A 22,695-nucleotide genomic window follows, 5' to 3' on the forward strand; every position below is an offset into this window, starting at 1 on the left:
TCAGCACACAGAATTCCTGACACCTCCCAGGCCCGCGGTAAGTGTCAAGCCGTCACTGACTGCACCAGCGCCTCAACCGCCAACCCATACCCCTTCACCCCCAGCCCCGCCATCACCGCCCGCGCCACCGGCGAGATCCACGAATGGTGCCGGAACGCCTCGCGCGCATGCACGTTGGAGATGTGGTATTCGATCAGCGGCACCGCCGCCCCCTTGATCGCATCATGCAATGCAATCGACGTATGCGTGAGCGCCCCCGCATTCAGCACCACGCCGACCATTTCCCCTTGCGCGCACAGCCGCCCCGCCTCATGGATCCAGTCGATCAGCTGGCCTTCATGGTTGGTCTGCCGGCATTGCGCCTCCAGCCCCAGCCGCTGCGCGGCTCGCTGGCAGATGCGCTCCACATCGGCCAGCGTTTCGCTGCCATAGACCGCGGGCTCGCGGGTGCCGAGCAGGTTGAGGTTGGGCCCATTGAGCACCAGTACTGTCTTCATCATGTCTCCTGAAATCGGCCGCGGCGCTGGCGCGGCCATCGCCGATAGCCTATCGTTAGTCCCTTCATCCCATCATCGACCGCCATGGAAACTCAGAATGCGCTGACGGCGAACAATGACCCGTTCCTGCGGGACCTGCGGCTGTTCTGCACGGTGGCGCGGCGCGCCAGCTTTATCGCCGCCGCCAACGAGACCGGCATCTCGCCGGCACATGTCAGCAAGCGCATCGCCATGCTCGAAACCATGCTGGGCGCGAAGCTGTTCCACCGCACCACGCGCCGCGTCAGCGTGACCGCCGAGGGCGAGAGCGCCTTTGCGTGGGCGCAGAAGATCCTGGAAGACGTCGACGGCATGCTGGAAGCCGTGGGTGCCACCGGGGGCGAGCCACGCGGGCTGCTGCGCATCGCCACCAGCGTGCGGCTCGGGCGCAGGCATGTGGCACCGGCGCTGTCGCGGCTGCGGCAGCAGCATCCGGGGCTGGAGGTCTGGCTGGAGCTGCTCGACCGGCGCGTCGATCTGATCGGCGAAAGCTTCGACCTCGACATCCGCGTGGGCGAGGTCGAGGAGCCGCACCTGATCGCCAGCAAGATCGCCAGTGGCAGCCGCGTGCTATGCGCCGCGCCCGCCTACCTGGCGCGGCGCGGCATGCCGGAGCACCCGGGCGAGCTGCCCCGGCACGACTGCCTGCTACTGCGCGAACGCGACCAGGCCTTTGGCGTATGGCGGCTGCAAGGGCCTGACGGCTGGGAGACCGTGAAAGTGACCGGGCCAATGGCATCGAACCACAGCGACGTGACCCACCAGTGGGCACTGGAGGGCTTCGGCATCATCATGGCTTCGGTCTGGGACGTGGCCGCCAGCGTGCGCGCCGGCGAACTGGTGCGCGTGCTGCCGGACTGGCAGCAGCCGGCCGATATCTGGGCCGTGACCAGCGCGCGGGCGTCGGCCTCGGTGCGGATGCGTGTGTGCCTTGAGTTCCTTAAGGCGCAGTTGTCGCAGGGACCGCAGGCGCTGGCGACGACGCTGGACTAAAGCACCCGCATGATCAGCAGCGCGGTGTCTTGCAACACCTGCAATACCCGGTCCAGCGCCTGCTGTGCGGTCTCATCGCCGATCGGCATATTGACCGACAGCGCGGCGATCACCTTGCCGTGGCGGTCGCGCAGCGGCACGGCGATGCCGCGCACGCCGGTCTGCAACTGCTGCTCCAGCATCGCATAGCCCTGCGCGCCGGCCTTGCGGATCTCTTCGAGCAGGCGCTCATGCTGCAGGATGGTGTAAGGGGTGTAGGGCGCGAGCACGACAGATTCCAGCCATTCGCGCACCTGCTGCTCGGGGCGCGAGGCCAGCATCATCACCCCCGCCGAGCCCAGCGGCGCCGGCACCCGTGCCCCCAGCACGAAGCCGGTGCTCATCACGCGGCTGGTGCTGGTGCGGGCGATAAACACCAGCTCCCAGCCATCGAGCACGCTCAGGTAGGCCGCCTCGCCGAGCTGCGCGGTGATCTGCTGCAGGAACGGCTGCACCGTGCGCGGCAGCCGCGCCGAGTCGAAATACGACCAACCCACCTTGAGCACGCGCGGCGTCAGGCTGAACAGCGTGCCGTCGCTGGTGGTGTAGCCGAGGTGCTCCAGCGTCAGCAGGTAGCGACGCGCAGCCGTGCGCGTCAGGCCGGTCAGCTGCGCCGCCTGCGTGGGCGTGAGGCGCGGATGGTCGTTGTCGAAGGCCTCCAGGATGGCCAGGCCTTTTTCGAGCCCGGCGATCCAGTCGCGCCGGTTCAGCGGTTCATTTTCCATGGTTAACCCGAGTTTCGCGCGAACGATGATCGCAATGGAGCGATTGTCGCACGCTTTCGCGCGAATTGTGGTTGTTGGCGGGCTGGCTCGCTCATAACCTTTGGGGCAATACCGTCGCCACCTCGCTATCGCCATGACCGCAGCCCGCAGGCCTCTCCCGAAATCGATCGCCACCGTCTCGCTGTCTGGCACGTTGCCGGAAAAACTGGAAGCCGCCGCGGCCGCGGGTTTCGACGGCGTGGAGATCTTCGAGAACGACCTGCTGCATTTCGACGGCTCACCGGCCGAAGTGCGCCGCATGGCTGCCGACCTCGGCCTGCAGATCCTGCTCTACCAGCCGCTGCGCGACTTCGAGGCCATGCCGGATGACCTGTTTGTCCGCAATATGGCGCGCGCCGAACGCAAGTTCGACGTGATGGAGCAGCTTGGCGCGGAGATGGTGCTGGTGTGCAGCAATGTGCAGGAGGTGGCCATCGACGACCCCGCCCGCGCTGCCGCCGGCCTGCGCCGGATGGCAGAGGCCGCCGCACGGCGCGGGCTGCGCGTCGGTTACGAGGCGCTTGCCTGGGGCCGCCATACGCGCCGCTGGCGGCAGGCGTGGGACATCGTGCAGCGCGCCGACCACCCCGCCCTGGGGCTGGTGCTGGACAGCTTCCATACGCTGTCGCTGGGCGATTCGCTGCAGGGCCTGGATGTTGTTCCGGCGGACAAGATCTTCTTTGTGCAGCTGGCCGACGCGCCACGCCTGTCGATGGACGTGCTGTCGTGGAGCCGCCACTACCGCAACTTTCCCGGGCAGGGCGACCTGCCGGTGACCGATTTCACCCACGCCGTGCTGCAGGCGGGCTACAACGGGCCGTTGTCGCTGGAGGTCTTCAACGACGACTTCCGTGCGGCGCCGGCACGGCTGACCGCGCAAGACGGGCTGCGCTCGCTGATCTGGCTGGAGTCCGAGGCGGGCGGCACGCCGCTGCCTGCGCCGCCGGTGCTGGACGGCGTGGACTTCGTCGAGTTTGCCGTCGATTACGTGGCTGGCCGCGAACTCGCGCAACGGCTGGAATCGCTGGGCTTTGCCCATGCCGGCCGCCATCGCTCCAAGGCGGTGGACCTGTACCGCCAGGGCGGCGTCAACCTGATCCTGAATGCCGAGCAGGACAGCGCCGCCGCCGAGCACTTCCAACTGCACGGCCCGTCGGTGTGCGCCATCGGCCTGAAAGTGGACGACGCACGCCGCGCCGTGGCGCGCGCCCGCGCGCTGCTGTGCAAGGAGTGGCGCGAGCCGGTGGGGCCCGACGAGCGCGTGATCCCGGCGCTGCGCTCGCCCGACGGCATGCTGTTCCACCTGATCGACGACCGCGACGCCGACCGCAGCATCTATGAGAGCGACTTCGTGCTCGATACGCCCGCGCAAACCGTCCACCACGGCGCCGGGTTGTCCGCCATCGACCATATCGCGCAGGCGCTGCCGGCGAACCGGCTCGACAGCTTCGTGCTGTTCTACCGCTCGGTGTTCGCCATGCGGCCGGAGGCCGTGCATGAGATCGCCGATCCGTACGGCCTGGTGAAGAGCCGCGCCATGGTCAGCCCCGGCCAGCATGTTCGCATCCCGCTCAACGTGTCCGAGAGCGGCCGCACCGCCACCGGGCGCTTTGTCGCCGCTTACGCGGGCTCGGGCGTGCACCACATCGCCTTCCGGTCGGAACACATCGGGCAGACGCTGGAAGCCATCGACCGCACCCGCGCCGCGATGCTCCACGTGCCGGACAACTACTACGACGACGTGGCCGCGCGGCTCGCGCTCGACGACGCGCTGCTGGAACGCCTGCAAGGTCTCGGCCTGCTCTACGACCGCGACGCCCACGGTGAATTCCTGCACGCCTACACCGAGCCGTTCCACGAACGGTTTTTCTTCGAACTCGTGCAACGCAGCGGCTACACCGGCTACGGCGCGGTCAACGCTTCGGTGCGCATGGCCGCACAGGCGCAGCTGCGGCACAGCTGAACATCATCGTCATCCGCTCACAACATTCCCTACAGGAGACATTCCATGCAAGAGCCGTGCATCATTTCCGTGGCCATCACCGGTTCCGTGCCGCGCAAGAAAGACAACCCGGCCGTGCCCATTTCGGTGGCTGAACAGATCGAAAGCACGCACGCCAGCTATGAGGCCGGTGCCACGCTGGTTCACCTGCACGTGCGCGACGAACTGGAAAATTCGAGCTCCGATCCGACGCGATTCGCCGCGCTGCAGGAAGGCATCCGCAAACACTGCCCGGGCATGATCGTGCAGTTCTCCACCGGCGGACGCGGCCGCGAGGCCAGCCAGCGCGGCGCGATGCTCCATCTGCGGCCAGACATGGCTTCACTTGCCACCGGCTCGGTCAACTTTCCCACCAGCGTCTACGAAAACCCGCCAGACTTCGTGCGCACGCTGGCCACCACGATGCGGGAATTCCACGTCAAGCCGGAAATCGAGATCTTCGACCTGGCGATGCTCTACAACACGGCGGAACTGGTGAAAGACGGGCTGATCGCGGCGCCGCCGCACGTGCAGTTCGTGTTCGGCATCCGCAATGCGCTGCCGGCGCGGCGCGAGATCCTGGCGTTCCAGGTCGAGCAACTGCAAAAGCTGCTGCCGGGCGCGACATGGACGGCTGCCGGCATCGGCCGCCACCAGCTGGAAGTCAATCACTGGACGCTGGAGCTCGGCGGACACTGCCGTACCGGTCTGGAAGACAACATCCGCTGGGACAAGGACACACTGGCAGCCAGCAACGCGCAACTGGTTGGCCGCGTGGCGCAGCTTTGCGGGCAGTACGGCCGGGCGGTGGCAACGCCGGCACAGGCGCGGGCGCTGCTCGGGCTGGACTGACGGCGGCAGCGGGGCGGCTATGTCGCCCCGACGGGCCGCCCCGGCAGCTCCCGGCTGCGGGCCGCCGCCACAGTGCCGCCCACGCCGCTGGCGGCGATCACCGCAACGCCGAGCACGGACCACGCATCGGGCAGATAGGAGAATGCCAGCCAGCCGCCAAGCATCGCAAAGGCGATCTGCAGGTAGAGATAAGGGGTAAGCAGGCTGACCGGCGCGCGCGCATAGGCAAGAACCAGGAACAGGTGGCCGGCGGTGCCGGCGAGCGCCATGCCTGCGAGCAGGCACCAGTGCAATGCCGTGAGTTGCGAGGTCCATGCGCCCGGCAGCGCTGCCGAGAGCAGCACCGTGGCAACGCAGCCTGTATAGAAGTGCGTGGTCCCGACGCCATCGGCACGGGTCAGCACGCCGGTCAGCAACTGGTATGCGGCATTGGACAGCACTGCCCCCAGCGGCAACAGCATCGCGAGCTGCAGGCCGGCGCCCGGCCGGATCACCACCAGGGCCCCGACAAATCCCGTCAACAGAAACAGCCACCGCACGGCCGACACGCGTTCGCCAAGCATGGCGGCCGCGGCCAGCGCCATCGCCAGCGGCGTCAGGCTCACCACGGCGGTGAACTCGCCTACCGGCAGGACTTGCAGGCTGAAGAACGCGCAGCCGCTGGACAGCAGCATCGCCACCGCACGCGCGCACTGCAGCAGCGGCCGGCGCGTGCGCAGCAGGGCGCGGCCGCGAGCCGGCAGCAACACCGCGCCGGTCAGCGCCGCCTGCGCCAGGTAGCGCAGCCATAGCGCCATCACGACTGGAACGGTTGCGCCGGCGATCTTTGTCAGCGTGTCGAGCGCAGCGAAGCAGGCTACCGCCGCCACTATCAGCAGGATGCCTTGCAGTTCCCGGGCCCCTCTCATGGGGCTCACGCCGCAGGCCGGCAAGCTGCGCTTGCCACGGCCATCCCTGTCTGCATCATGTCACCGATCCACGTTGGCTTTGTCTTCGTGCGCAGGTTACTGGCAGGAGCGAGGGCAATCAGCGCAATGGATGGAAAGTCAGAATTCGCTGGCAGCGAATAATCCGGGAGGACGACGGCCAAGGCGCACGGTGGACGCGATCAATGGATAAAGCCGCCCTTGACGAAGCGCACTGGCTCGGCGTCCATGCGCAGGAGCAGGGCGGTCAGGCCATCTGCTGGTTCCGCAGCATTGCGCGGGGCGCTGGCGCTGGGCCCTGACACGCACACAAGGTCTGCATCTGACCATTGCCGGCCGGGCGCACCACGCGCGCGCAGCCACCCGGTGCGGTCAGCCAGCAGCTGGGTCCCCGCCAGCCGTGCGGGCGATTCACCGGCGATTGCCGCCACCGCCTGCCACGCATGCGGCGACGTGGCCGTGCAGCCGGCACGAAAGCGCGGCACCTGCGCCGGCGGGCGCCCGTCGGGCGTGACCAGCACGGTCAGGAAGCGGGGATCCTCATACGGCAACGGCGCCGCCCCGTCGACAGCCACCAGCCGCACGCGCTGGTCCGCGCGCCACTGCGACAGTGCCAGAGGCGCGGCATCGACGCAGCGGACGGCCATTTCCGGCAGCCGCAGCGGTACCGGCCAGTTGCCGTCGGCACCGGCGCCGCTGCCAGCCGACAACGCCTTCATGTAGTCGATCACGGCCCAGGCCTCACCGTCGCCCAGGGTGTCGCGGAAGGCCGGCATGGTGGGCCGGCCGTGACGGTCGCGCATGCCGGCCAGCACATGCCAGAACAGCTCGCCATCGGCGCGGCGCGCCAGCAGCGGGCTGACCAGCGTGGGCGGCCACTGCGCCAGGCTGGCGGCCAGCGGGCCTTCCCCGCGCCCGTCCGCGCCGTGGCAGCTGGCGCAATGCTGCGCATAGACCCGGGCGCCGAGCGCGATGGCATCGACGGAGAAGCGGGTAGGGCTGGCGTGGAAGCTGGTCGGCGCGGCCGGCACCAATAGCAGCGCTGCGCTGGGCCAGGGTGCCGCTACCAGGGCGAGCGCACCGGCGGCCAGCAGCACGCCGCGATGGCGTCGCCATGCCAGCGCGGCGGTAATGGCCAGCACGGCAAAGACAAGGGCGCACAGGCTCAGGCCGACCTGGCGCGCGAGGCCCAGGTCGATCAGCAGGGTTTCGCCCGCCACGCGCCGTGCCCACGGCCACGCGGGCTGGCCGTGGCTGTCGCCGGTCAGGCCAAGGGCATGCCACAGCGACAACAGGGCCAGCTGGAATTTTTCGATCAGGACCAGCAGTGCATTGAGCCATGCCTGCGGAGGCGGGCCGCTCATCGGGCGGCCCGCGAGGTGAAGCGCGATGCCATTACCAGCTCGCGTCCAGCCCCAGGTGGCGCAGCGCTTCGTGCCGCAGCCCGGTCAGCCGCGGATCGCCGCGATGGCGCGGGTAGGGCAGGTCGACCCGGATCTCCGCCGTGATGCGTGCCGGACGCTGGCTGAAGATGATCACGCGCTGCGCCAGGAACAGCGCTTCCTCCACGTCGTGCGTGACCAGCAGCGCCGAAAAGCGCGAACGTTGCCACAGATCGACCAGGTCGCTCTGCATCGCCAGCCGCGTCAGCGAATCCAGCTTGCCCAGCGGCTCGTCCAGCACCAGCAGGCGCGGATCGTTGACCAGCGCGCGCGCCAGCGCCACGCGCTGCGCCATGCCGCCGGAGAGCTGGTGCGGGAAGGCGCGGGCGAAGGTCTCCAGCCCTACGCGCCGCAGCGCGTCATCCACGCGCGGACGCTGGCTTGCCAGCACGCCGCGCGCCTGCAGGCCCAGCGCGACGTTGTCCCATACCCGCCGCCACGGGTACAGCGTGGGGTCCTGGAACACCACGATGCGCGACGGGTCCGGGTCTGTGATCGGGGTGCCGTCCTGCAGGATCTCGCCGGAAGAGGGCTGGTCTAGCCCTGCCACCAGCCGCAGCAGCGTGGACTTGCCGCAACCGCTGGGCCCCAGCAGCGCGACGAATTCGCCCGGTGCGACGCTCAGGTCGACGCCGTCCAGCACCTGCAGCCGGTCGCTGCCGCTGCCGAACCAGTGGCTGACCTGGTGGATGTCGATGCGGGCACCGGTCAGGGATTCCGGGGCCTTGCTCCCCACGGCGTCAACTGTCCTCTCCCGTCGTTCTGCAACACTCACCATTTCACCGTCCCCTTCTGCCACGACAGCACGCGGTCACGCGCCACGAACAGCAACGTGATCACGCCCGAGAACAGCAGCGCCATCACGATCAGCGCCGCATACATATTGACGTACGAAGCCCAGCCCTGCGCCCACGTCAGGTACCAGCCCAGGCCCGACTTCACGCCCATCATCTCCGCCGTCACCAGCACCGAGAACGAAGCGCCCAGCCCCATGAACAGGCCGACGAATACCTGCGGCAGCGCCGCCGGGATCGCCACGCGCAGCACCAGGAACCAGCCCGAGGCGCCCATGGTGCGCGCCACGTCGTAGTAGCTCTTGTTGACGCCGCCCACGCCTGACCACGTCAGCACCGCCACCGGGAAGGCCGTGGCCAGCGCGATCAGGAACACCGCGGCGGAATAGCTCGACGGGAAGAAGTAGAAGGTCAGCGGCAGCAGCGCGGTTGACGGCAGCGGGCCCAGCACGCGCAGCACCGGATGCACCCAGTAGCCGATGCGGCGCGACCAGCCGATCGACACGCCCACCAGGAAGCCGGCCAGCCCGCCATAGGCCACGCCCAGCCCGAGCAGCCTGAGCGTGTTCAGCACGCTGTCGCCGAGGCGCCGCCAGTCGTCGGCATAGACCTCGATCAGCGCCTGTGGCGGCGCGAAGAAGGGCGTGGGCAGGATGGCGGTCTTGGCGGTCAGGATTTCCCACGCGGCCAGGGCCACGGGCAGCGCCACCAGCCACGGGCCGGCGGCGCGCAGCGCGGCCAGCGCGCGTTGCGCCGCCCGGACCCGCTGGCCGGCCAGCGCAACCAGTGCCAGCAACGCGGCGCCCGCCAGCGCGGCGATGCCCAGTTCCGCCGTATAGGCCCAGTCGCTGAAGCCTACCGCATGGTTGGGCCACAGCCACGTCAGCGCGCCGAACACGGCCCACGCCAGCGCGGCGAGGATGCCGGTGGCCCAGACCGGGCCGGACGCGCGCGCGCTTGCAGCGGCATGTGGCACGGGTGCCGCGGCTGGCTTGCGCGCCAGCCCGGCGTCGAATGCAGGTTGGCTTGTCGTCATGGCATCACCCCAGCACATTGGCGTAGACGTGCTGCGCCAGGCGTTTGGCATCGGTGGTCTTCTTCAGCACGCCGATGCGGCGGAAATCATCGGCGTAGAAGGCGATCTCGTCGCGCAGGTCGACGCCGGTCGGGTGGTGGGTATAGGTCAGCGTGGCGTAGAGCTTGCGCAGGTCTTCCGGGTTGATCTTGGGCGAGTACTTGGCGAAGACCCTGGCGGCCTCGTTGGGGTTCTCGTTGACGTAGTCGGTGGCCTGCACGATGGCGCGCGCCAGCGACGTGGCCGCGGGGCGGTCGTTGCGCACCAGCTCGCCGCGGGCGCCGACCACGCAGCAGACCTTGCGCGCGTACTCGCCGGTGAGGTTGGTGGCCAGTTCCACGTAGGCGCCGTTGGTGCGCTTTTCCAGCAGGTAGAGGTTGGGGTCGCCGTCGGCGATCGCCTGGATCTCGCCCTTGTCCACCGCCACGCCCAGCAGGTCGGCCGGGTACTGGCGCCAGGTGATGTCCTTGTCCGGGTCGATGCCGTTCTTGGCCAGCAGGATGGTGAAGAAGTGCTTGCCCGGCGCCGCCAGGTCGCTGACGCCTACGGTCTTTCCCTTCAGCTGCTGCAGGCTGGTGACCCCCGCCGCTTTCGATCCCACCAGCCGCACGCAGCCGCCGTGCGAGCTGCCGATGATCTTGACGTCGAAGCCGGCTTCCAGCGGCTTGAGCCAGCGGTGGATCATGCCGACCGCGGCATCGGCCTTGCCGGTGGCGATCGATTCCAGCAACTGGTCGGTCGAGCCGCTGTAGTTGATCAGGTCGACCTGCAGGCCATTCTTCTCGAAGAAGCCCTTCTCCTGCGCCACCACGATCGGCGTCAGGCAGAAGGAGTTCTGGTTCCACGCGAAGGTCAGCTTGCGCGGCGCCGACCAGGCCTGGCGCCCAAGGATCAGCGATGGCGCGGCGATGGCCGCGGCGCCGGCCAGCCGCAGCACGCTGCGCCGGCGCGGGTCGGCATCATTGTTCTTGTCTTGGCTCATTGTGAAACTCCCCGTCTTCGTTGTGTTGTTTGGTGAGGCCATCAGGCGGCCTTGCGCTCCGCCCGCTGCGCGGCGTCGTGCTGCGCCACCAGCTCGCGCACGCGCGGGATCAGCTCGCGGCCATAGTCGATGGCGTCTTCCAGCGGATCGAAGCCGCGGATCAGGAAGGTGGTGACGCCCAGTTCGTAGTACGCCAGCAGGGCCTGCGCCACCTGCTCCGGCGTGCCGACCAGCCCGGTGGAATTGGAGCGCCCGCCGGTCTCGCGCGCGATCGCGGTCCACAGGCGCTGGTCGACCCGGTCGCCTTGGTCGGCCGCAGCGAGCAGGCGCCGTGCACCTTCGCTCTGCTGCGGGCCGCCGCGGCTGTAGCCGGCCTGCACGCGCAGGGCGCGGGTGCGCTCCAGGATGCTGTCGGCGCGGGCCCAGGCTTTTTCTTCGGTCTCGGCCAGCACCGGGCGGAACGACACCGAGAAGCGCACCGTGCGGCCGTGCTGCGCGGCTTCGGCACGCACGCGGCCGGTCAGCTCGCGCACCTGCTCGAGCGACTCGCCCCACAGCGCGTAGACGTCGGCATGCTTGCCGGCCACTGCCAGCGCCGCTTCCGATGCGCCGCCGAAGTAGACCGGCACATGCGGCTGCTGCGCGGGCTTGACCTCCGAAAAGCCCTGCGTAAAGCGGTAGAACTGGCCTTCGTGGTCGAACGGTGCGGGCTCGGTCCAGATGCGGCGCAGGATGTGCAGGTACTCGTCGGTGCGCGCATAGCGCTGGTCATGGTCGAGGAAGTCGCCGTCGCGCTGCTGCTCGCTGTCCGAGCCGCCCGAGATGAAGTGCACCCCGAGGCGGCCGCCGCTGAACTGGTCGAGCGTGGCGATCTGGCGCGCGGCCAGCGTCGGTGCGGTAAAGCCGGGGCGGTGCGCCAGCATGAAGTGGATGCGCTCGGTCACGCTGGCCGCGTAGGCGATGGTCAGCGTGGCCGACGGGCCGGTGGAATGGTGCGGCACCAGGATGCGGTCAAAGCCGGCCTGCTCATGGGCCTGGGCAAACGCGCGCACATAGTTGCGATCGATCACCGGGCCTGATGGCGGATGGATCTCGGACTGCTTCTGGCTCTGGATCATTCCGATGAAATCGACGCTCATGCGCGTTCTCCTGTGTTCGGTGAGGGCGGCAGCGTGACCGCCCGGATGGTGTTGGGCTGAGGCAGAAAGTACGACACGTGCGCGCGCTCGCTAACGAATAAAAACGACGGTCCATATTCAATAAGCGTCCTTTTCGTAATGCGGTGCCGGCGCTACGCTAGGCGGCATTCGGTGCGGGCAGCGCGCCTAGTCGTCATCCTTTCCGGAGTCTTTTTCCATGTCTTTAACGTCTACCCTGCGCAGGCTGCCCAGCAGCGAAGCGCGCCTTGGCGAGGTGCTGGCCGGGCTGTCCTTGCGCTTTGCCGCCAGTGCCGGCGCGCACGATGCCGCTGCCAGCTTTCCGCACGACAACTTTGCGCAGCTGCATGCCAATGGCCTGGTTGCGCAGGTGGTGCCGCACGCGCAGGGCGGCGGCGGGGCGGGCCTGGCGCAGGCGCGCCGCATCGTGGCGGCGGTGGCGGGCGGCGATGCCGCAACGGCGCTGGTGCTGACCATGACCTACCTGCAGCACCGCGCGATCGCCCGCGCCGATTCGCACTGGCCGCACACCGTGCGCGACCAGGTCTATGCCAGTGCGGTGCAGGACGGTGCGCTGATCAACGCGCTGCGGGTGGAACCGGAACTGGGATCGCCGGCACGTGGCGGCCTGCCGGCCACGGTGGCCACGCGCGTGGCCGACGGCTGGCGCATCAGCGGGCGCAAGCTGTACAGCACCGGTATTCCAGCGCTGCGCTGGCTGGCGGTATGGGCGCGCACCGATGAGCCTCAGCCGCGCATGGGCGTGTTCCTGGTGCCCGGACCGGCGGCCGGCATCGCGGGCGTGCGCATCGTCGAGAACTGGAACCACCTTGGCCTGCGCGCTTCCGGCAGCCACGAGACCGTGCTCGACAACGTCTGGATCCCGCCTGACCACGCGGTTGATATCCGCCCGCCGTCAGCATGGGCGCCGGCCGGTGCCAGTCAGGCCGACATCGACGCCAACGCAGACCAGCAGGCCTGGATGATCGTGCTGCTGGGCAGCCTCTATGACGCGGTGGCACGCGCTGCCGCCGCATGGATCGGCGATTTCGTTCGCGAGCGCGCGCCCGGCAGCCTGGGCGCGCCGCTGGCCACGCTGCCGCGCGTGCAGGAAGCCATCGGCGAGATCGCCGCGTTGCTGCGGGCCAACCAGGTGTTGCTGGACGATGCCGCCGCGCGCACCGACGCGGGCGAGGCGCCCACGCCGGCCGACAGCGGGCTGCTCAAGTACACCGTGACTGGCAATGCGATCCGCGCGGTGGAGCTGGCGCTGCAGCTATCCGGCAACCACGGCCTGAGCCGCAACAACCCGCTCGAGCGCCACTACCGCGACGTGCTGTGCAGCCGCATCCATACGCCGCAAAACGATTCCATCCTGGTCGCCGCCGGGCGGGCGCAGCTTGGCCTGTAAGCGCGGGCCTGCCTGGCCGTGCTATGTTTGCAGCAGCACCGCCCCGCAGAGGGCCGCAGCGCAGGCGCCCGGCGCGCCGGCAAACCAGAACGAGACACTCCGGAGTCATTCCCATGGGCAGCACCCCCACCCCCAACACGCTCGCGCCGCTGCGCGACTTCATCACCGGCCTAGCCGCGCTGCTGGATCAGCACCCGGACGAGCCCCGCATCCTGCGCGAAGGCGGGGCGCTGCTGGCAAAGCTGGTCGCGCGCGACGACTGGCTGCCCGATGCCTGGGCGCAGGCGCATCCCGAGTACTACCAGCAGCACCTGCTGCATTGCGATTCCGCCGAACGCTTCTCGGTCGTCAGCTTTGTCTGGGGGCCGGGGCAGCGCACGCCTATCCACGACCACACCGTATGGGGCCTGATCGGCATGCTGCGCGGCGCGGAAGACTCGCAGCCGTTCGCGCTCGACGCCGGCGGCCGGCCTGTGCCGCATGGCGACGCCGTGCGCCTGCTGCCCGGTCAGGTCGAGGCCGTGTCGCCCACGGTCGGCGATATCCACCTTGTCAACAACGTGCATGACGACCGCGTCTCGGTCAGCATCCATGTGTACGGCGCCAATATCGGTGCGGTGCGGCGTTCGGTCTATGCCGAGGACGGCACGCGCAAGCCCTTTATCTCCGGCTATTCCAACCGGACCCTGCCTAACCTGTGGGACCGTTCCCGCGAAGTTGCCCAGTCATGACCACGATTACTGCTACGCAAGCCGCACCGGCCTTTCCAACGTATTCGCGCGACGCGGTGCGCAAGGCGCTGCTCAACCGTGACGAGATCGCCTTGATCGATGTGCGCGAGGAAGATCCATTCGCCCAGGAACACCCGCTGTGGGCCGCCAACTTCCCGCTGTCGAAGCTTGAAATCGAAGCGTGGGCGCGTATCCCGCGCCGCGACACGCTGATCGTCGTCTACGGCGAATACGCCGGCACTGACCTGGCGCCGCGCGCCGCGGCCGTGCTGCGCGAGCTGGGCTATACGCGCGTGCATCTGCTGGAAGGCGGACTGCGCGCCTGGATCGACGGCGGCGGCGAGGTGTTCCGCGACGTCAACGTGCCGAGCAAGTCGTTCGGCGAGGTGGTTGAGGCAAAGCGCCACACGCCGTCGCTGGCCGCCGAGGAAGTGCAGGCATTGATCGATACCAAGGCCGATGTGGTGATCGTCGACGCGCGCCGCTTCGACGAGTACCAGACCATGAACATCCCCACCGCCACCAGCGTGCCGGGGGCCGAACTGGTGCTGCGCGTGCGCGAGCTGGCGCCCGATCCGAACACGCGCGTGATCGTCAACTGCGCCGGGCGCACGCGCAGCATCATCGGCACCCAGTCGCTGGTCAACGCCGGCATCCCCAACCCGGTGGCGGCGCTGCGCAACGGCACCATCGGCTGGACCCTGGCCGGCCAGCAACTGGACCACGGTGCCAGCCGCCGCGCCCCTGCCGCGGTCAGCGACGCCAACCGCGACAGTGCCCGCCGTGGCGCGCGCGAGATCGCCGACCGGGCCGGCGTGCGCCGCGTTGCGCTGGCCCAGATCGAAACGCTGCAGCAGCCCAGCCGCACCGTGTACCGCTTCGACGTGCGCACGCCTGAGGAATTCGCAGACGGCCACCTGCCGGGCTTTGTCAACGCGCCGGGCGGCCAGCTGGTGCAGGAGACCGACCATTCCGCTCCGGTGCGCGGTGCGCGCATTGTGCTGGCGGATGATGACGACGTGCGCGCCAGCATGACCGCCTCATGGCTGGCGCAGATGGGCTGGGACGTCTGGGTGGTGGAACCGGTGAAAGCGGCAGAACGTAGCGAAACCGGCGCGGTCAGCGCACCGGTGCCGGCGTCAGCGCCGGTATCGACCGTCACTGCAGCCGAACTGGCTACATGGATTGACGCAGGCGATGGCAGCACCGCTGTCCTCGACTTCACCACCAGCGCCAACTACGTCAAGCGCCATATTCCCGGCGCGTACTTCGTCATTCGCGCGCAGCTGGCGGACACGCTGCCACGCATCCCGCAGCCCAGGCGCTACGTGCTCACCTGCGGTTCGAGCCTGCTGGCGCGCTTTGCCGCCGCCGACCTGCGGCGCCTGACCGATGCGGAAGTGTTGGTGCTGGAAGGCGGCACCCAGGCGTGGATCGCCGCAGGCCTGCCGCTGGAAAGCGGGGAAACCCGTCTAGCCTCGGAACGCACCGACCGCTACCGCCGGCCGTATGAGGGCACCGACAACCCGCGCGAGGCGATGCAGGGCTACCTGGACTGGGAGTTCGGCCTGATCGCGCAACTGGAGCGCGATGGGACGCATGGGTTCAGGGTGGTGTAGGGCCGCTGCATGATATGCACTGACGCTGCATATCATGCAGCGAGGCTGGCGACAAGACCGGAAGGCCTAGAGGCGGAGCAGCAGACGCATGGCCTCTTCCACCTTGCGCAGGTGATTGGGCGCCAGCGTGGCTACCGGCCGGCCGCCCATGAACCGGCGATTGGACACCGCTCGGACCTGGTCGATCAGCAGGTCCGTCTCATAGGCCAGGCCAGGCAGCTTGCCCAGCGCGACCCGCAACGGAAAACAATCCTCGCGCTCGATTTGTGATGTGCCCGGCACGATGATCGTGGTCGGATGACCGGCATCATTGAGCAAATCCGTCTGGATGACCAGCGCCGGCCGGTTGCGCTTGGCCGGTTCTTCCCGATGCGTCAGGGGATTGAGGTCGACCTCCCAGATCTGCCCGCGCTTCAGCTCAGTCAAGCCCGTCTCCGGCCGATGCGTCCATGTCCTCGCTGGCGGCCAGGTGCTTTGCCGAGAGCTTCCGGGAAAGCATGGCGATACGGGATGCCATTTCCCGCTCGTTCTTCTCGCGCACGGCATCGCGGATGTAGTCGGAAGTTTTTTGCCCCGATGCCTTTGCCAGCGCGCGAGTCTGGTCGGCCAGTTCTTCGCCGGCGCGGAAGGACAAGGTCGTCCCTTGCATGAATGGCTCCGTACTTGGGTAATACGGAAGTATAGCGCTCATTTGTATCTCATTTTTGTATTACAAAAACACGAACAGATGGATGAACAGACCGGCTCACAGTGGCTGGAAGCATTGCCCGGAGCGTAGCTGGGGAGCGGGATTGGCCGAAATTGGACGAGTCTGAAAGACCTTGCAGGCGCCCGATCTCTCTACAGCAAGGGAACGAACGTAACGATTCCCTGTCAATCGTAATCGTTCAGTTACAATGCTGTCCTGCAGCATCACACCGGCCAGCCCCCGACAGCGGGCCGGCTGGCGATGCCGCCAATGCCCCCGATCCAATGCGACTGTTGTTCCTGCTGCTGACTGCCATGTGCCTGTCGCTGCTCTCCTTCGGAGCAGTGGCGGACGCGCGCGCGACGTTGCAGGCGCCGGCCAGCGTTGACCTGGTGGACCTGGCGGCGGCGCAGCCGGTTGACGACCTGGGCCGGATCATCGTGCCCGGTGACGACGGCTTGCATGACGACGATATCTGCGACGACCCGCCCCCCGGGTATTGCAATATCTGGTCGGCGGATCTGCTCGATCCCCTCGACCTGCTCGACGAGATCGAGGAATCCAGCGCCCTGATTGCCTTGCCGCCAGTGAAGCTGCTGCTGCCCTCCCGCGACGTCGCCCAGCATCCGCCTGGCCGCGCCGAGCCGCCGCCTTCGGCCTTCTTCCGGCCACCCATTTCCCGCGCCTGAGCGTTTCCTGCGCCCGCACCGCACGCGCTGCAGCATGCCGCCGCCGTGCCGCGGGCCGCGCCCCCCTTGCCTGATATCGCCAGCCTGCCTGCTGCCTGACCGCGCGGGCAAGCCGCTGCCGTTGTGCGTCCTGCCGTGATCGCGTCCAAGTGACCGCTCGCCCCGGGGCGGGCGGCAGCATGGCGACAGGCAGCCGTATTGCTTGCTTTCCCGACTCATGACAACAACCAAGCTGACCCTGATCGCGTCGCTTTCGCTGATCGCGCTCGCCGCTGCCCCGGCCCATGCCGGCGCACAAGGCGGGGTGTCCCCGAAGGCAACGGACGCGGCCGGTGCCGCGCCGGCCGCCCCCGCGCCCCTGACCAAATCTGCTGCCGCACCCATGCCGGGCTCCGCCATCCTGGCGGCCGCGGCGGTGCCCAAGCCCGCATCCGCCCCATCGGCTGGCGCCCAGGCGGGACCTGCCTACTCGCTGCCCCAACTGCTCGACCTGGCCCAGTCCACCAACAAGGGCGTGGCCGCTGCCGAGGCCGGTGTCGATGCCGCCAGCGCGGCCATCAGCAGCGCACGTGCCTATCCCAACCCGCAGGTGGAAGTGATGTACGGCCGCTTGTCCGGCAAGCAGCCGGGCGTGACCAGCGGCAATGCGCCCAGCTACGCCGTGGTGCAGAAGCTGGACTACCCGCACCAGCGCAGCCTGCGCGAGGCCATGGCCACCCGCGGGCTGGAGTCGTCGCAGGCCATGCGGCAAGGCTTCCGGGCCGACCTGGCCGCGCGCGTGAAGACCGCCTACTACGAGGTGCTGCGCCGCGAGAGCGAGCTGCATGCCGCCGAGGAAGACCTGGCGATGATGCGCCAGATCCATTCGCGGGCGCGCCTGCGCGTGGAGGTGGGCGAGGCGCCGCGCTATGAACTGATCAAGGCCGAGACCGAACTGCTGGCCTCGCAGAAGAGCCAGCAGACCGCCGGGCTGCGCGTCAACCAGGCCAAGGCCGCGCTGCGCCAGCAGGTGGGCGGTGCCATGCCGGGCCAGTATGGGCTGGCCGGCACCCTGGGCCAGTCGCCCGACGTGCCGCCGCTGCCGGTGCTGCGCGACACCATGACCGCCAGCAATGCCGAGCTGGTCCAGCGCCGCATGGAGCTGGAGCGCGCGCAGCTGGGCGTGAACTACCAGAAGTCGCTGCGCTGGCCCGAGGTGGCGGTGCGCGCCAGCACCGACCGCCAGCCTGACAACAACGTCTCGCAGATCGGTCTGGTCCTGACCATCCCGCTGTGGGACCGCCGCAGCGGCCCGGTGGGCGAGGCCACGGCGCAGGCCACGCAGGCGCGCAGCGCCCTGGAAGCGCGCGAGTTCGAGCTGACGCAGGAGCTGGAAGGCGCCTACCGCCAGTACGAGATCAACCAGGCCCAGGTGACGGCGCTTGAGTCCGGCATCGTGCGCGAGGCCGAGTCGGCGCTGGGCGTGGCCGAGTCCGCCTACCGCTTCGGCGAGCGCGGCATCCTGGACTACCTCGATGCCCAGCGCGTGCTGCGCGGCGCGCGCAATGACCTGATTGCCGCCCAGTACGACCTGCAGGTGGCCGCCATCCAGATCGAAAAGCTTATGTCGACCGCCCCGGGCGCCACCGCAGCGCCGGGCCTGCAGCCGACCTCCACCATCGAACAGAAATAACCATGCGTCCCAATTTCCTGCTTTCGCTGACGGCCGCTGCCGTCCTGACGTTCAGCCTGGCGGCCTGCTCCGAAAAACCTGAACCCGTCGCCGAAGCGCCCAAGCTGCCGCCCGGCGTGATCCAGCCCGAGGGCAACCTGCAGCAGGGGCTGAAGGTGGCGCCGGTGGCCACCTCCCCGTTCAGCGAGATGCTGCGCGTGGCCGGCCGTGTCGACTTCGACGAGCAACGCGTGGCGCGCATCGGCGCCAGCGTGACCGGCCGCGTGACCGACCTCTATGCCACCCTGGGCCAGGAAGTGAAGGCCGGCCAGGTGCTGGCGCGCCTGCACAGCAGCGAGCTGGGCGCGGCGCAGATGGCCTTCCTGAAGAGCGAGGCCCAGACCGAGCTGCAGGGCCGCAACGCCGAGCGCGCGCGCCAGCTGTTTGCCGCCGACGTGATCGGCCGCGGCGAGCTGCAGCGCCGCGAGAGCGAGCTGGCGATTGCCTCGGCCGAGATGCGCGCCTACCGCGACCAGCTGCGCGTGCTGGGCATGTCGCAGGCATCGATCGCCGAGCTGGCCAGGAGCGGCAGCATCAACTCGCATTCGCCGGTGTTTTCCAGCATCAGCGGCACCGTGGTCGAGCGCAACGTGGCGCAAGGACAGGTGGTGCAGCCGGCCGATGCGCTCTATACCGTGGCAGACCTTTCGCGCGTGTGGGTGGTGGCCGAGGTGCCCGAGCAGCAGGCCGCCCAGGTGGCCGAAGGGCAGAGCGTTGACATCGAGGTGCCTTCGCTTGGCAACGGTGCGGGCAGCAAGAGCATCACCGGCAAGCTGATCTACGTCGGCCGCACGGTCAACCCGCAGTCGCGCACGGTGCTGGTCCGCACCGAGCTGGAGAACCGCGAAGGCCGCCTCAAGCCTGCCATGCTGGCCAGCATGCTGATCGCCGGCAAGCCGGTCGACCAGCTGGTGATCCCGGCCGCCTCGGTGGTTCGCGACGGCAACGACGAGCTGGTCTATGTCGAGATGCCGGGCAACAAGTACCGCCTCACCAAGGTCAAGCTGGGCGCCGAGAGCGACGGCATGCGCGTGGTGCAGAACGGTGTGAAGGCCGGCGACCGCATCGTGGTCGATGGCGCCTTCCATCTCGACAACGAGCGCAAGCGCCTCGAGCAAGGGTAATCGGCCATGATGAAATCCCTAGTCGAAGCCGCCATCAAGCAGCGGCTGGTGGTGTGCGTGATTGCCGTGGTGCTGTTCTTCTTCGGCCTGCGCGCTGCCACCAAGCTGTCGGTGGATGCTTTCCCCGATGTCACCAACGTGCAGGTGCAGATCGCCACCGAAGCCGCGGGCCGCTCGCCCGAGGAAGTCGAGCGCTTTGTCACCGTGCCGGTGGAAATGGCCATGACCGGCCTGCCCGGCCTGGAAGAGATGCGCTCGCTGAACAAGGCGGGCCTGTCGCTGATCACGCTGGTGTTTACCGACGCCACTGACGTGTACTTTGCCCGCCAGCTGGTGATGGAGCGCCTGATCGAAGTGGGCGGGCGCATGCCGGAAGGCGTGTCGCCGGTGCTGGGCCCGGTTTCCACCGGCCTGGGCGAGGTCTACCAGTACACGCTGGACCATGCCGACGACGGCAACCGCGAACTGACGCAGGAAGAGCTGGCCGAGCGCCGCATCGCCCAGGACTGGGTGGTGCGCCCGCTGCTGCGCTCGATCCCGGGCGTGGCCGAGATCAACTCGCAGGGCGGCTACGTGCGCCAATACCAGGCGCTGGTCAACCCGGAACGCATGCGCCACTACCAGATCTCGACCCAGCAGGTCTATGAGGCGCTGGCGCGCAACAACGCCAACTCAGGCGGCGGCGTGCTGCCGCACTATGCCGAGCAGTACCTGATCCGCGGCGTGGGCCTGGCACGCGGCGTGGATGACCTGGGCAGCATCGTGCTCAAGGAGATCAACGGCACGCCGGTGTACCTGCGCGACGTGGCCAACGTCACCATCGGGCATGAGGTGCGGCAGGGCGCGCTGGTCAAGAACGGCCAGACCGAGGCGGTCGGCGGCATCGTCATGATGATGCGCGGCGGCAATGCCAAGGAGGTGGTCAGCCGCGTGAAGGCACGCGTGGCCGAGATCAACGAGCGCGGCATGCTGCCGGGCAAGCTGCAGATCGTACCGTACTACGATCGCAGCGAACTGGTCGACTCCGCACTGTGGACCGTGACCAAGGTGCTGCTGGAAGGCGTGGTGCTGGTGGTGATCGTGCTGTTCCTGTTCCTGGGCGACGTGCGCTCGTCGGTGATCGTGCTGGCCACGCTGGTATTGACGCCCTTGCTGACCTTCATGGTGATGAACGAGGTGGGCCTGTCGGCCAACCTGATGTCGCTGGGGGGGCTGGCCATCGCCATCGGCCTGATGGTCGACGGCTCGGTGGTGGTGGTCGAGAACGCGTTCGAGCGGCTCGGCCACAAGGAGCCGGGCCTCACCAAGACCGAGATCCTGGTCAAGGCCGTGCAGGAGGTGGCCACGCCGGTGATCGTGGGCGTGGGCATCATCATCCTGGTGTTCCTGCCGCTGATGACGCTGTCGGGCATGGAAGGCAAGATGTTCGCGCCGCTGGCGTTCACCATCTCGATCGCGCTGGCGATCTCGCTGTTCCTGTCGCTGACGCTGTCGCCGGTGCTGTCGTCGTACCTGCTCAAGGGCGGCGCCGAGCATGACACGCATGTGATCGCCTTCATGAAGCGCCACTACCTGCGCCTGCTGCACTGGGCGCTGGGCAACAGCCGCAAGACGGTGATCTGCGCGGTGGCGGCCTTCGTCGCCACGGTGGCGATCGTGCCGCTGCTGGGCACCTCGTTCATTCCGGAGATGAAGGAGGGCTCGATCGTGCCCGCGATCGACCGCGTGCCCAACATCTCGCTGGAAGAGTCGATCAAGCTGGAGAAGGAAGCCAACAAGCTGGTGCTGAGCGTGCCGGGCGTGAAGTCGGTGGTGTCCGGCGTGGGCCGCGGCGAAAGCCCGGCCGACCCGCAGGGCCAGAACGAGTCGACCCCGATCGCCAGCCTGAAGGACCGCGGCGAGTGGCCCGACGGCTGGACCCAGGACGATATCGCCAACGCCATCCGCGAAAAGCTCAAGGCCATTCCTGGCGTGCAGATCGTGATGGCGCAGCCGATCTCGGACCGTGTCGACGAAATGGTCAGCGGCGTGCGTTCGGACGTGGCGGTGAAGGTGTTCGGCGACGACCTGGACAAGCTGCGCGAGCTGGCGGGCGAGATTTCGCGCGTGGCAGGCGGCATCCAGGGCTCGCAGGACATCCGCATCGAGCGCGTGTCGGGGCAGCAGTACCTGTCGATCGAGATCGACCGCCAGGCGATTGCTCGCTACGGGCTGAACGTGTCCGACATCCATGACGTGATCGAGATTGCCATCGGCGGCAAGCGTGCCACGGACATCTTCGAAGGCGAGCGCCGCTTTGCCGCGGCGGTGCGCCTGCCGGAGGAGTTCCGCAACAACGAGCAGGCCATCCGCCAGTTGCTGGTGTCCACCCCCAACGGCACCCAGGTGCCGCTGCAGAGCGTGGCCAAGATCGAGGTCAACGACGGTCCGGCCCAGATCAGCCGCGAAATGGCCAAGCGCCGCGTGGTGGTGATGATCAACGTGAAGGACCGCGACCTCGGCGGCTTCGTGGCCGAGCTGCAGCAGGCCACCGGCGCCAAGGTAAAGCTGCCCGAAGGCTACTACCTGGAGTGGGGCGGCCAGTTCCAGAACATGGAACGCGCCATGGGCCACCTGAAGATCATCGTGCCGGTGACCATCGCCGCGATCTTCTTCCTGCTGTTCCTGCTGTTCAACTCGCTGCGCTTTGCCACGCTGATCATCACGGTGCTGCCGTTTGCCTCCATCGGCGGCATCATCGGGCTGTTCGTCACCGGCGAATACCTGTCGGTGCCGGCCTCGGTGGGCTTTATCGCGCTGTGGGGCATGGCGGTGCTGAACGGGGTGGTGCTGGTGTCGTATATCCGCACGCTGCGCGACTCGGGTTTGTCGCTCGATGAAGCGGTGGTGCAGGGTGCGACGCAGCGGTTCCGGCCGGTGATGATGACCGCGACCATTGCGATGCTGGGCCTGGTGCCGTTCCTGTTCTCGACGGGGCCGGGCTCGGAGGTGCAGCGTCCGCTGGCGGTGGTGGTGATCGGCGGGCTGATTACGTCGACGCTGCTGACGCTGGTGATGGTGCCTACGCTGTATCGCTGGTTTGATGATCGCAGGCCGGATCCGACCAGGGATGTGCCGGTGTAAGGCGACATCGTCTTGCATCGCGCTGGTCTCGCGTCCCGCTGGTTTGCTCCCCTCTCCC

Annotated in this window: 20 protein-coding genes; 10 read left to right on the plus strand and 10 right to left on the minus strand. The window is 68.3% G+C overall.

Annotated features, from left to right (window positions below; genetic code table 11):
- Positions 1-44: 44 nt before the first annotated feature.
- On the minus strand, positions 45-497 hold the full coding sequence (aroQ, locus tag CF68_RS35315) for a type II 3-dehydroquinate dehydratase (RefSeq protein ID WP_035828376.1): 453 nt from the start codon (positions 495-497) through the stop codon (positions 45-47).
- Positions 498-581: 84 nt separating this feature from the next.
- On the opposite strand from aroQ, the gene CF68_RS35320 reads away from it, so the two are divergent.
- Positions 582-1,529 carry a LysR family transcriptional regulator gene (locus CF68_RS35320; RefSeq protein WP_035828379.1) on the plus strand — a complete coding sequence of 316 codons (948 nt, stop codon included), beginning with the start codon at positions 582-584 and terminating at the stop codon, positions 1,527-1,529.
- Here the strand turns inward: CF68_RS35320 and CF68_RS35325 are convergent.
- The gene (locus tag CF68_RS35325; protein ID WP_035828382.1) at positions 1,526-2,293 is read right to left on the minus strand and encodes an IclR family transcriptional regulator C-terminal domain-containing protein; all 768 of its coding nucleotides are present in this window, start codon (positions 2,291-2,293) and stop codon (positions 1,526-1,528) included. The genes CF68_RS35320 and CF68_RS35325 overlap by 4 nt on opposite strands.
- A 133-nt stretch (positions 2,294-2,426) precedes the next feature.
- On the opposite strand from CF68_RS35325, the gene CF68_RS35330 reads away from it, so the two are divergent.
- Both CF68_RS35330 and CF68_RS35335 read left to right on the plus strand, forming a co-directional pair.
- Entirely contained in the window at positions 2,427-4,295 is a 1,869-nt protein-coding gene (locus CF68_RS35330) for a bifunctional sugar phosphate isomerase/epimerase/4-hydroxyphenylpyruvate dioxygenase family protein (protein ID WP_035828384.1), read from the plus strand.
- A 45-nt stretch (positions 4,296-4,340) separates the two neighbouring features.
- Positions 4,341-5,165, plus strand: a complete 825-nt coding sequence (locus tag CF68_RS35335) for a 3-keto-5-aminohexanoate cleavage protein (protein WP_035828386.1) — start codon at positions 4,341-4,343, stop codon at positions 5,163-5,165.
- A gap of 17 nt (positions 5,166-5,182) precedes the next feature.
- On the opposite strand, the gene CF68_RS35340 is transcribed toward CF68_RS35335, so the two are convergent.
- The 6 genes from CF68_RS35340 to CF68_RS35365 form a co-directional block, all read right to left on the minus strand.
- Positions 5,183-6,073, minus strand: a complete 891-nt coding sequence (locus tag CF68_RS35340) for a DMT family transporter (RefSeq protein ID WP_035828388.1) — start codon at positions 6,071-6,073, stop codon at positions 5,183-5,185.
- Between the two features lie 200 nt (positions 6,074-6,273).
- A complete protein-coding gene (locus CF68_RS35345) occupies positions 6,274-7,455 on the minus strand; it encodes a cytochrome c (RefSeq protein WP_035828391.1) in 1,182 nt (393 codons plus the stop codon).
- A 31-nt stretch (positions 7,456-7,486) separates the two neighbouring features.
- A complete protein-coding gene (locus CF68_RS35350) occupies positions 7,487-8,311 on the minus strand; it encodes an ABC transporter ATP-binding protein (RefSeq protein ID WP_035828393.1) in 825 nt (274 codons plus the stop codon).
- Entirely contained in the window at positions 8,305-9,363 is a 1,059-nt protein-coding gene (locus tag CF68_RS35355; protein WP_035828395.1) for an ABC transporter permease, read from the minus strand. Before CF68_RS35355 ends, CF68_RS35350 begins: the two co-directional genes overlap by 7 nt.
- A gap of 4 nt (positions 9,364-9,367) precedes the next feature.
- Positions 9,368-10,384, minus strand: a complete 1,017-nt coding sequence (locus CF68_RS35360) for an ABC transporter substrate-binding protein (protein ID WP_035828398.1) — start codon at positions 10,382-10,384, stop codon at positions 9,368-9,370.
- Positions 10,385-10,425: 41 nt separating this feature from the next.
- Positions 10,426-11,523 carry an LLM class flavin-dependent oxidoreductase gene (locus CF68_RS35365; RefSeq protein ID WP_035828400.1) on the minus strand — a complete coding sequence of 366 codons (1,098 nt, stop codon included), beginning with the start codon at positions 11,521-11,523 and terminating at the stop codon, positions 10,426-10,428.
- A gap of 217 nt (positions 11,524-11,740) precedes the next feature.
- Between CF68_RS35365 and CF68_RS35370 the strand changes: the two genes are divergently transcribed.
- The 3 genes from CF68_RS35370 to CF68_RS35380 all read left to right on the plus strand — a co-directional run bounded on the left by CF68_RS35370 (position 11,741) and on the right by CF68_RS35380 (position 15,302).
- Positions 11,741-12,952 (plus strand): acyl-CoA dehydrogenase family protein, encoded by a 1,212-nt coding sequence (locus CF68_RS35370; protein WP_035828403.1) that lies wholly within the window; start codon positions 11,741-11,743, stop codon positions 12,950-12,952.
- Between the two features lie 113 nt (positions 12,953-13,065).
- Positions 13,066-13,683, plus strand: coding sequence for a cysteine dioxygenase (locus CF68_RS35375; RefSeq protein WP_035828405.1), 618 nt, complete (start codon positions 13,066-13,068; stop codon positions 13,681-13,683).
- Entirely contained in the window at positions 13,680-15,302 is a 1,623-nt protein-coding gene (locus tag CF68_RS35380) for a rhodanese-related sulfurtransferase (protein ID WP_035828407.1), read from the plus strand. The genes CF68_RS35375 and CF68_RS35380 overlap by 4 nt, the downstream gene beginning before the upstream one ends.
- Positions 15,303-15,368: 66 nt before the next feature.
- On the opposite strand, the gene CF68_RS35385 is transcribed toward CF68_RS35380, so the two are convergent.
- The gene (locus CF68_RS35385) at positions 15,369-15,728 is read right to left on the minus strand and encodes a type II toxin-antitoxin system PemK/MazF family toxin (protein ID WP_035828410.1); all 360 of its coding nucleotides are present in this window, start codon (positions 15,726-15,728) and stop codon (positions 15,369-15,371) included.
- A complete protein-coding gene (locus CF68_RS35390; RefSeq protein WP_026200357.1) occupies positions 15,721-15,951 on the minus strand; it encodes an antitoxin in 231 nt (76 codons plus the stop codon). Before CF68_RS35390 ends, CF68_RS35385 begins: the two co-directional genes overlap by 8 nt.
- Before the next feature lie 323 nt (positions 15,952-16,274).
- Between CF68_RS35390 and CF68_RS35395 the strand changes: the two genes are divergently transcribed.
- The 4 genes from CF68_RS35395 (at position 16,275) to CF68_RS35410 (ending at position 22,637) form a co-directional block, all read left to right on the plus strand.
- A complete protein-coding gene (locus CF68_RS35395) occupies positions 16,275-16,679 on the plus strand; it encodes a hypothetical protein (protein ID WP_035828412.1) in 405 nt (134 codons plus the stop codon).
- A 217-nt stretch (positions 16,680-16,896) separates the two neighbouring features.
- Positions 16,897-18,351, plus strand: coding sequence for a TolC family protein (locus tag CF68_RS35400; RefSeq protein WP_035828414.1), 1,455 nt, complete (start codon positions 16,897-16,899; stop codon positions 18,349-18,351).
- 2 nt (positions 18,352-18,353) lie between these two features.
- Positions 18,354-19,514, plus strand: a complete 1,161-nt coding sequence (locus tag CF68_RS35405; RefSeq protein ID WP_035828416.1) for an efflux RND transporter periplasmic adaptor subunit — start codon at positions 18,354-18,356, stop codon at positions 19,512-19,514.
- 6 nt (positions 19,515-19,520) lie between these two features.
- Positions 19,521-22,637, plus strand: a complete 3,117-nt coding sequence (locus tag CF68_RS35410) for an efflux RND transporter permease subunit (protein ID WP_035828418.1) — start codon at positions 19,521-19,523, stop codon at positions 22,635-22,637.
- The last annotated feature ends 58 nt before the right edge of the window (positions 22,638-22,695 follow it).

It is taken from the genome of Cupriavidus sp. SK-4 (assembly GCF_000611125.1).
In the GTDB taxonomy this organism is placed as follows: Bacteria; Pseudomonadota; Gammaproteobacteria; order Burkholderiales; family Burkholderiaceae; genus Cupriavidus; species Cupriavidus necator.

Coding starts and splice junctions, on each gene's coding strand:
- CF68_RS35410 (WP_035828418.1), top strand. CDS start 19,521: ATGATGAAATCCCTAGTCGAAGCCGCCATCAAGCAGCGGCTGGTGGTG.
- CF68_RS35360 (WP_035828398.1), bottom strand. CDS start 10,384: ATGAGCCAAGACAAGAACAATGATGCCGACCCGCGCCGGCGCAGCGTG.
- CF68_RS35370 (WP_035828403.1), top strand. CDS start 11,741: ATGTCTTTAACGTCTACCCTGCGCAGGCTGCCCAGCAGCGAAGCGCGC.
- CF68_RS35350 (WP_035828393.1), bottom strand. CDS start 8,311: ATGGTGAGTGTTGCAGAACGACGGGAGAGGACAGTTGACGCCGTGGGG.
- CF68_RS35340 (WP_035828388.1), bottom strand. CDS start 6,073: ATGAGAGGGGCCCGGGAACTGCAAGGCATCCTGCTGATAGTGGCGGCG.
- CF68_RS35365 (WP_035828400.1), bottom strand. CDS start 11,523: ATGAGCGTCGATTTCATCGGAATGATCCAGAGCCAGAAGCAGTCCGAG.
- CF68_RS35330 (WP_035828384.1), top strand. CDS start 2,427: ATGACCGCAGCCCGCAGGCCTCTCCCGAAATCGATCGCCACCGTCTCG.
- CF68_RS35325 (WP_035828382.1), bottom strand. CDS start 2,293: ATGGAAAATGAACCGCTGAACCGGCGCGACTGGATCGCCGGGCTCGAA.
- CF68_RS35320 (WP_035828379.1), top strand. CDS start 582: ATGGAAACTCAGAATGCGCTGACGGCGAACAATGACCCGTTCCTGCGG.
- CF68_RS35355 (WP_035828395.1), bottom strand. CDS start 9,363: ATGACGACAAGCCAACCTGCATTCGACGCCGGGCTGGCGCGCAAGCCA.
- CF68_RS35380 (WP_035828407.1), top strand. CDS start 13,680: ATGACCACGATTACTGCTACGCAAGCCGCACCGGCCTTTCCAACGTAT.
- CF68_RS35405 (WP_035828416.1), top strand. CDS start 18,354: ATGCGTCCCAATTTCCTGCTTTCGCTGACGGCCGCTGCCGTCCTGACG.
- aroQ (WP_035828376.1), bottom strand. CDS start 497: ATGAAGACAGTACTGGTGCTCAATGGGCCCAACCTCAACCTGCTCGGC.
- CF68_RS35390 (WP_026200357.1), bottom strand. CDS start 15,951: ATGCAAGGGACGACCTTGTCCTTCCGCGCCGGCGAAGAACTGGCCGAC.
- CF68_RS35375 (WP_035828405.1), top strand. CDS start 13,066: ATGGGCAGCACCCCCACCCCCAACACGCTCGCGCCGCTGCGCGACTTC.
- CF68_RS35345 (WP_035828391.1), bottom strand. CDS start 7,455: ATGAGCGGCCCGCCTCCGCAGGCATGGCTCAATGCACTGCTGGTCCTG.
- CF68_RS35400 (WP_035828414.1), top strand. CDS start 16,897: ATGACAACAACCAAGCTGACCCTGATCGCGTCGCTTTCGCTGATCGCG.
- CF68_RS35335 (WP_035828386.1), top strand. CDS start 4,341: ATGCAAGAGCCGTGCATCATTTCCGTGGCCATCACCGGTTCCGTGCCG.
- CF68_RS35395 (WP_035828412.1), top strand. CDS start 16,275: ATGCGACTGTTGTTCCTGCTGCTGACTGCCATGTGCCTGTCGCTGCTC.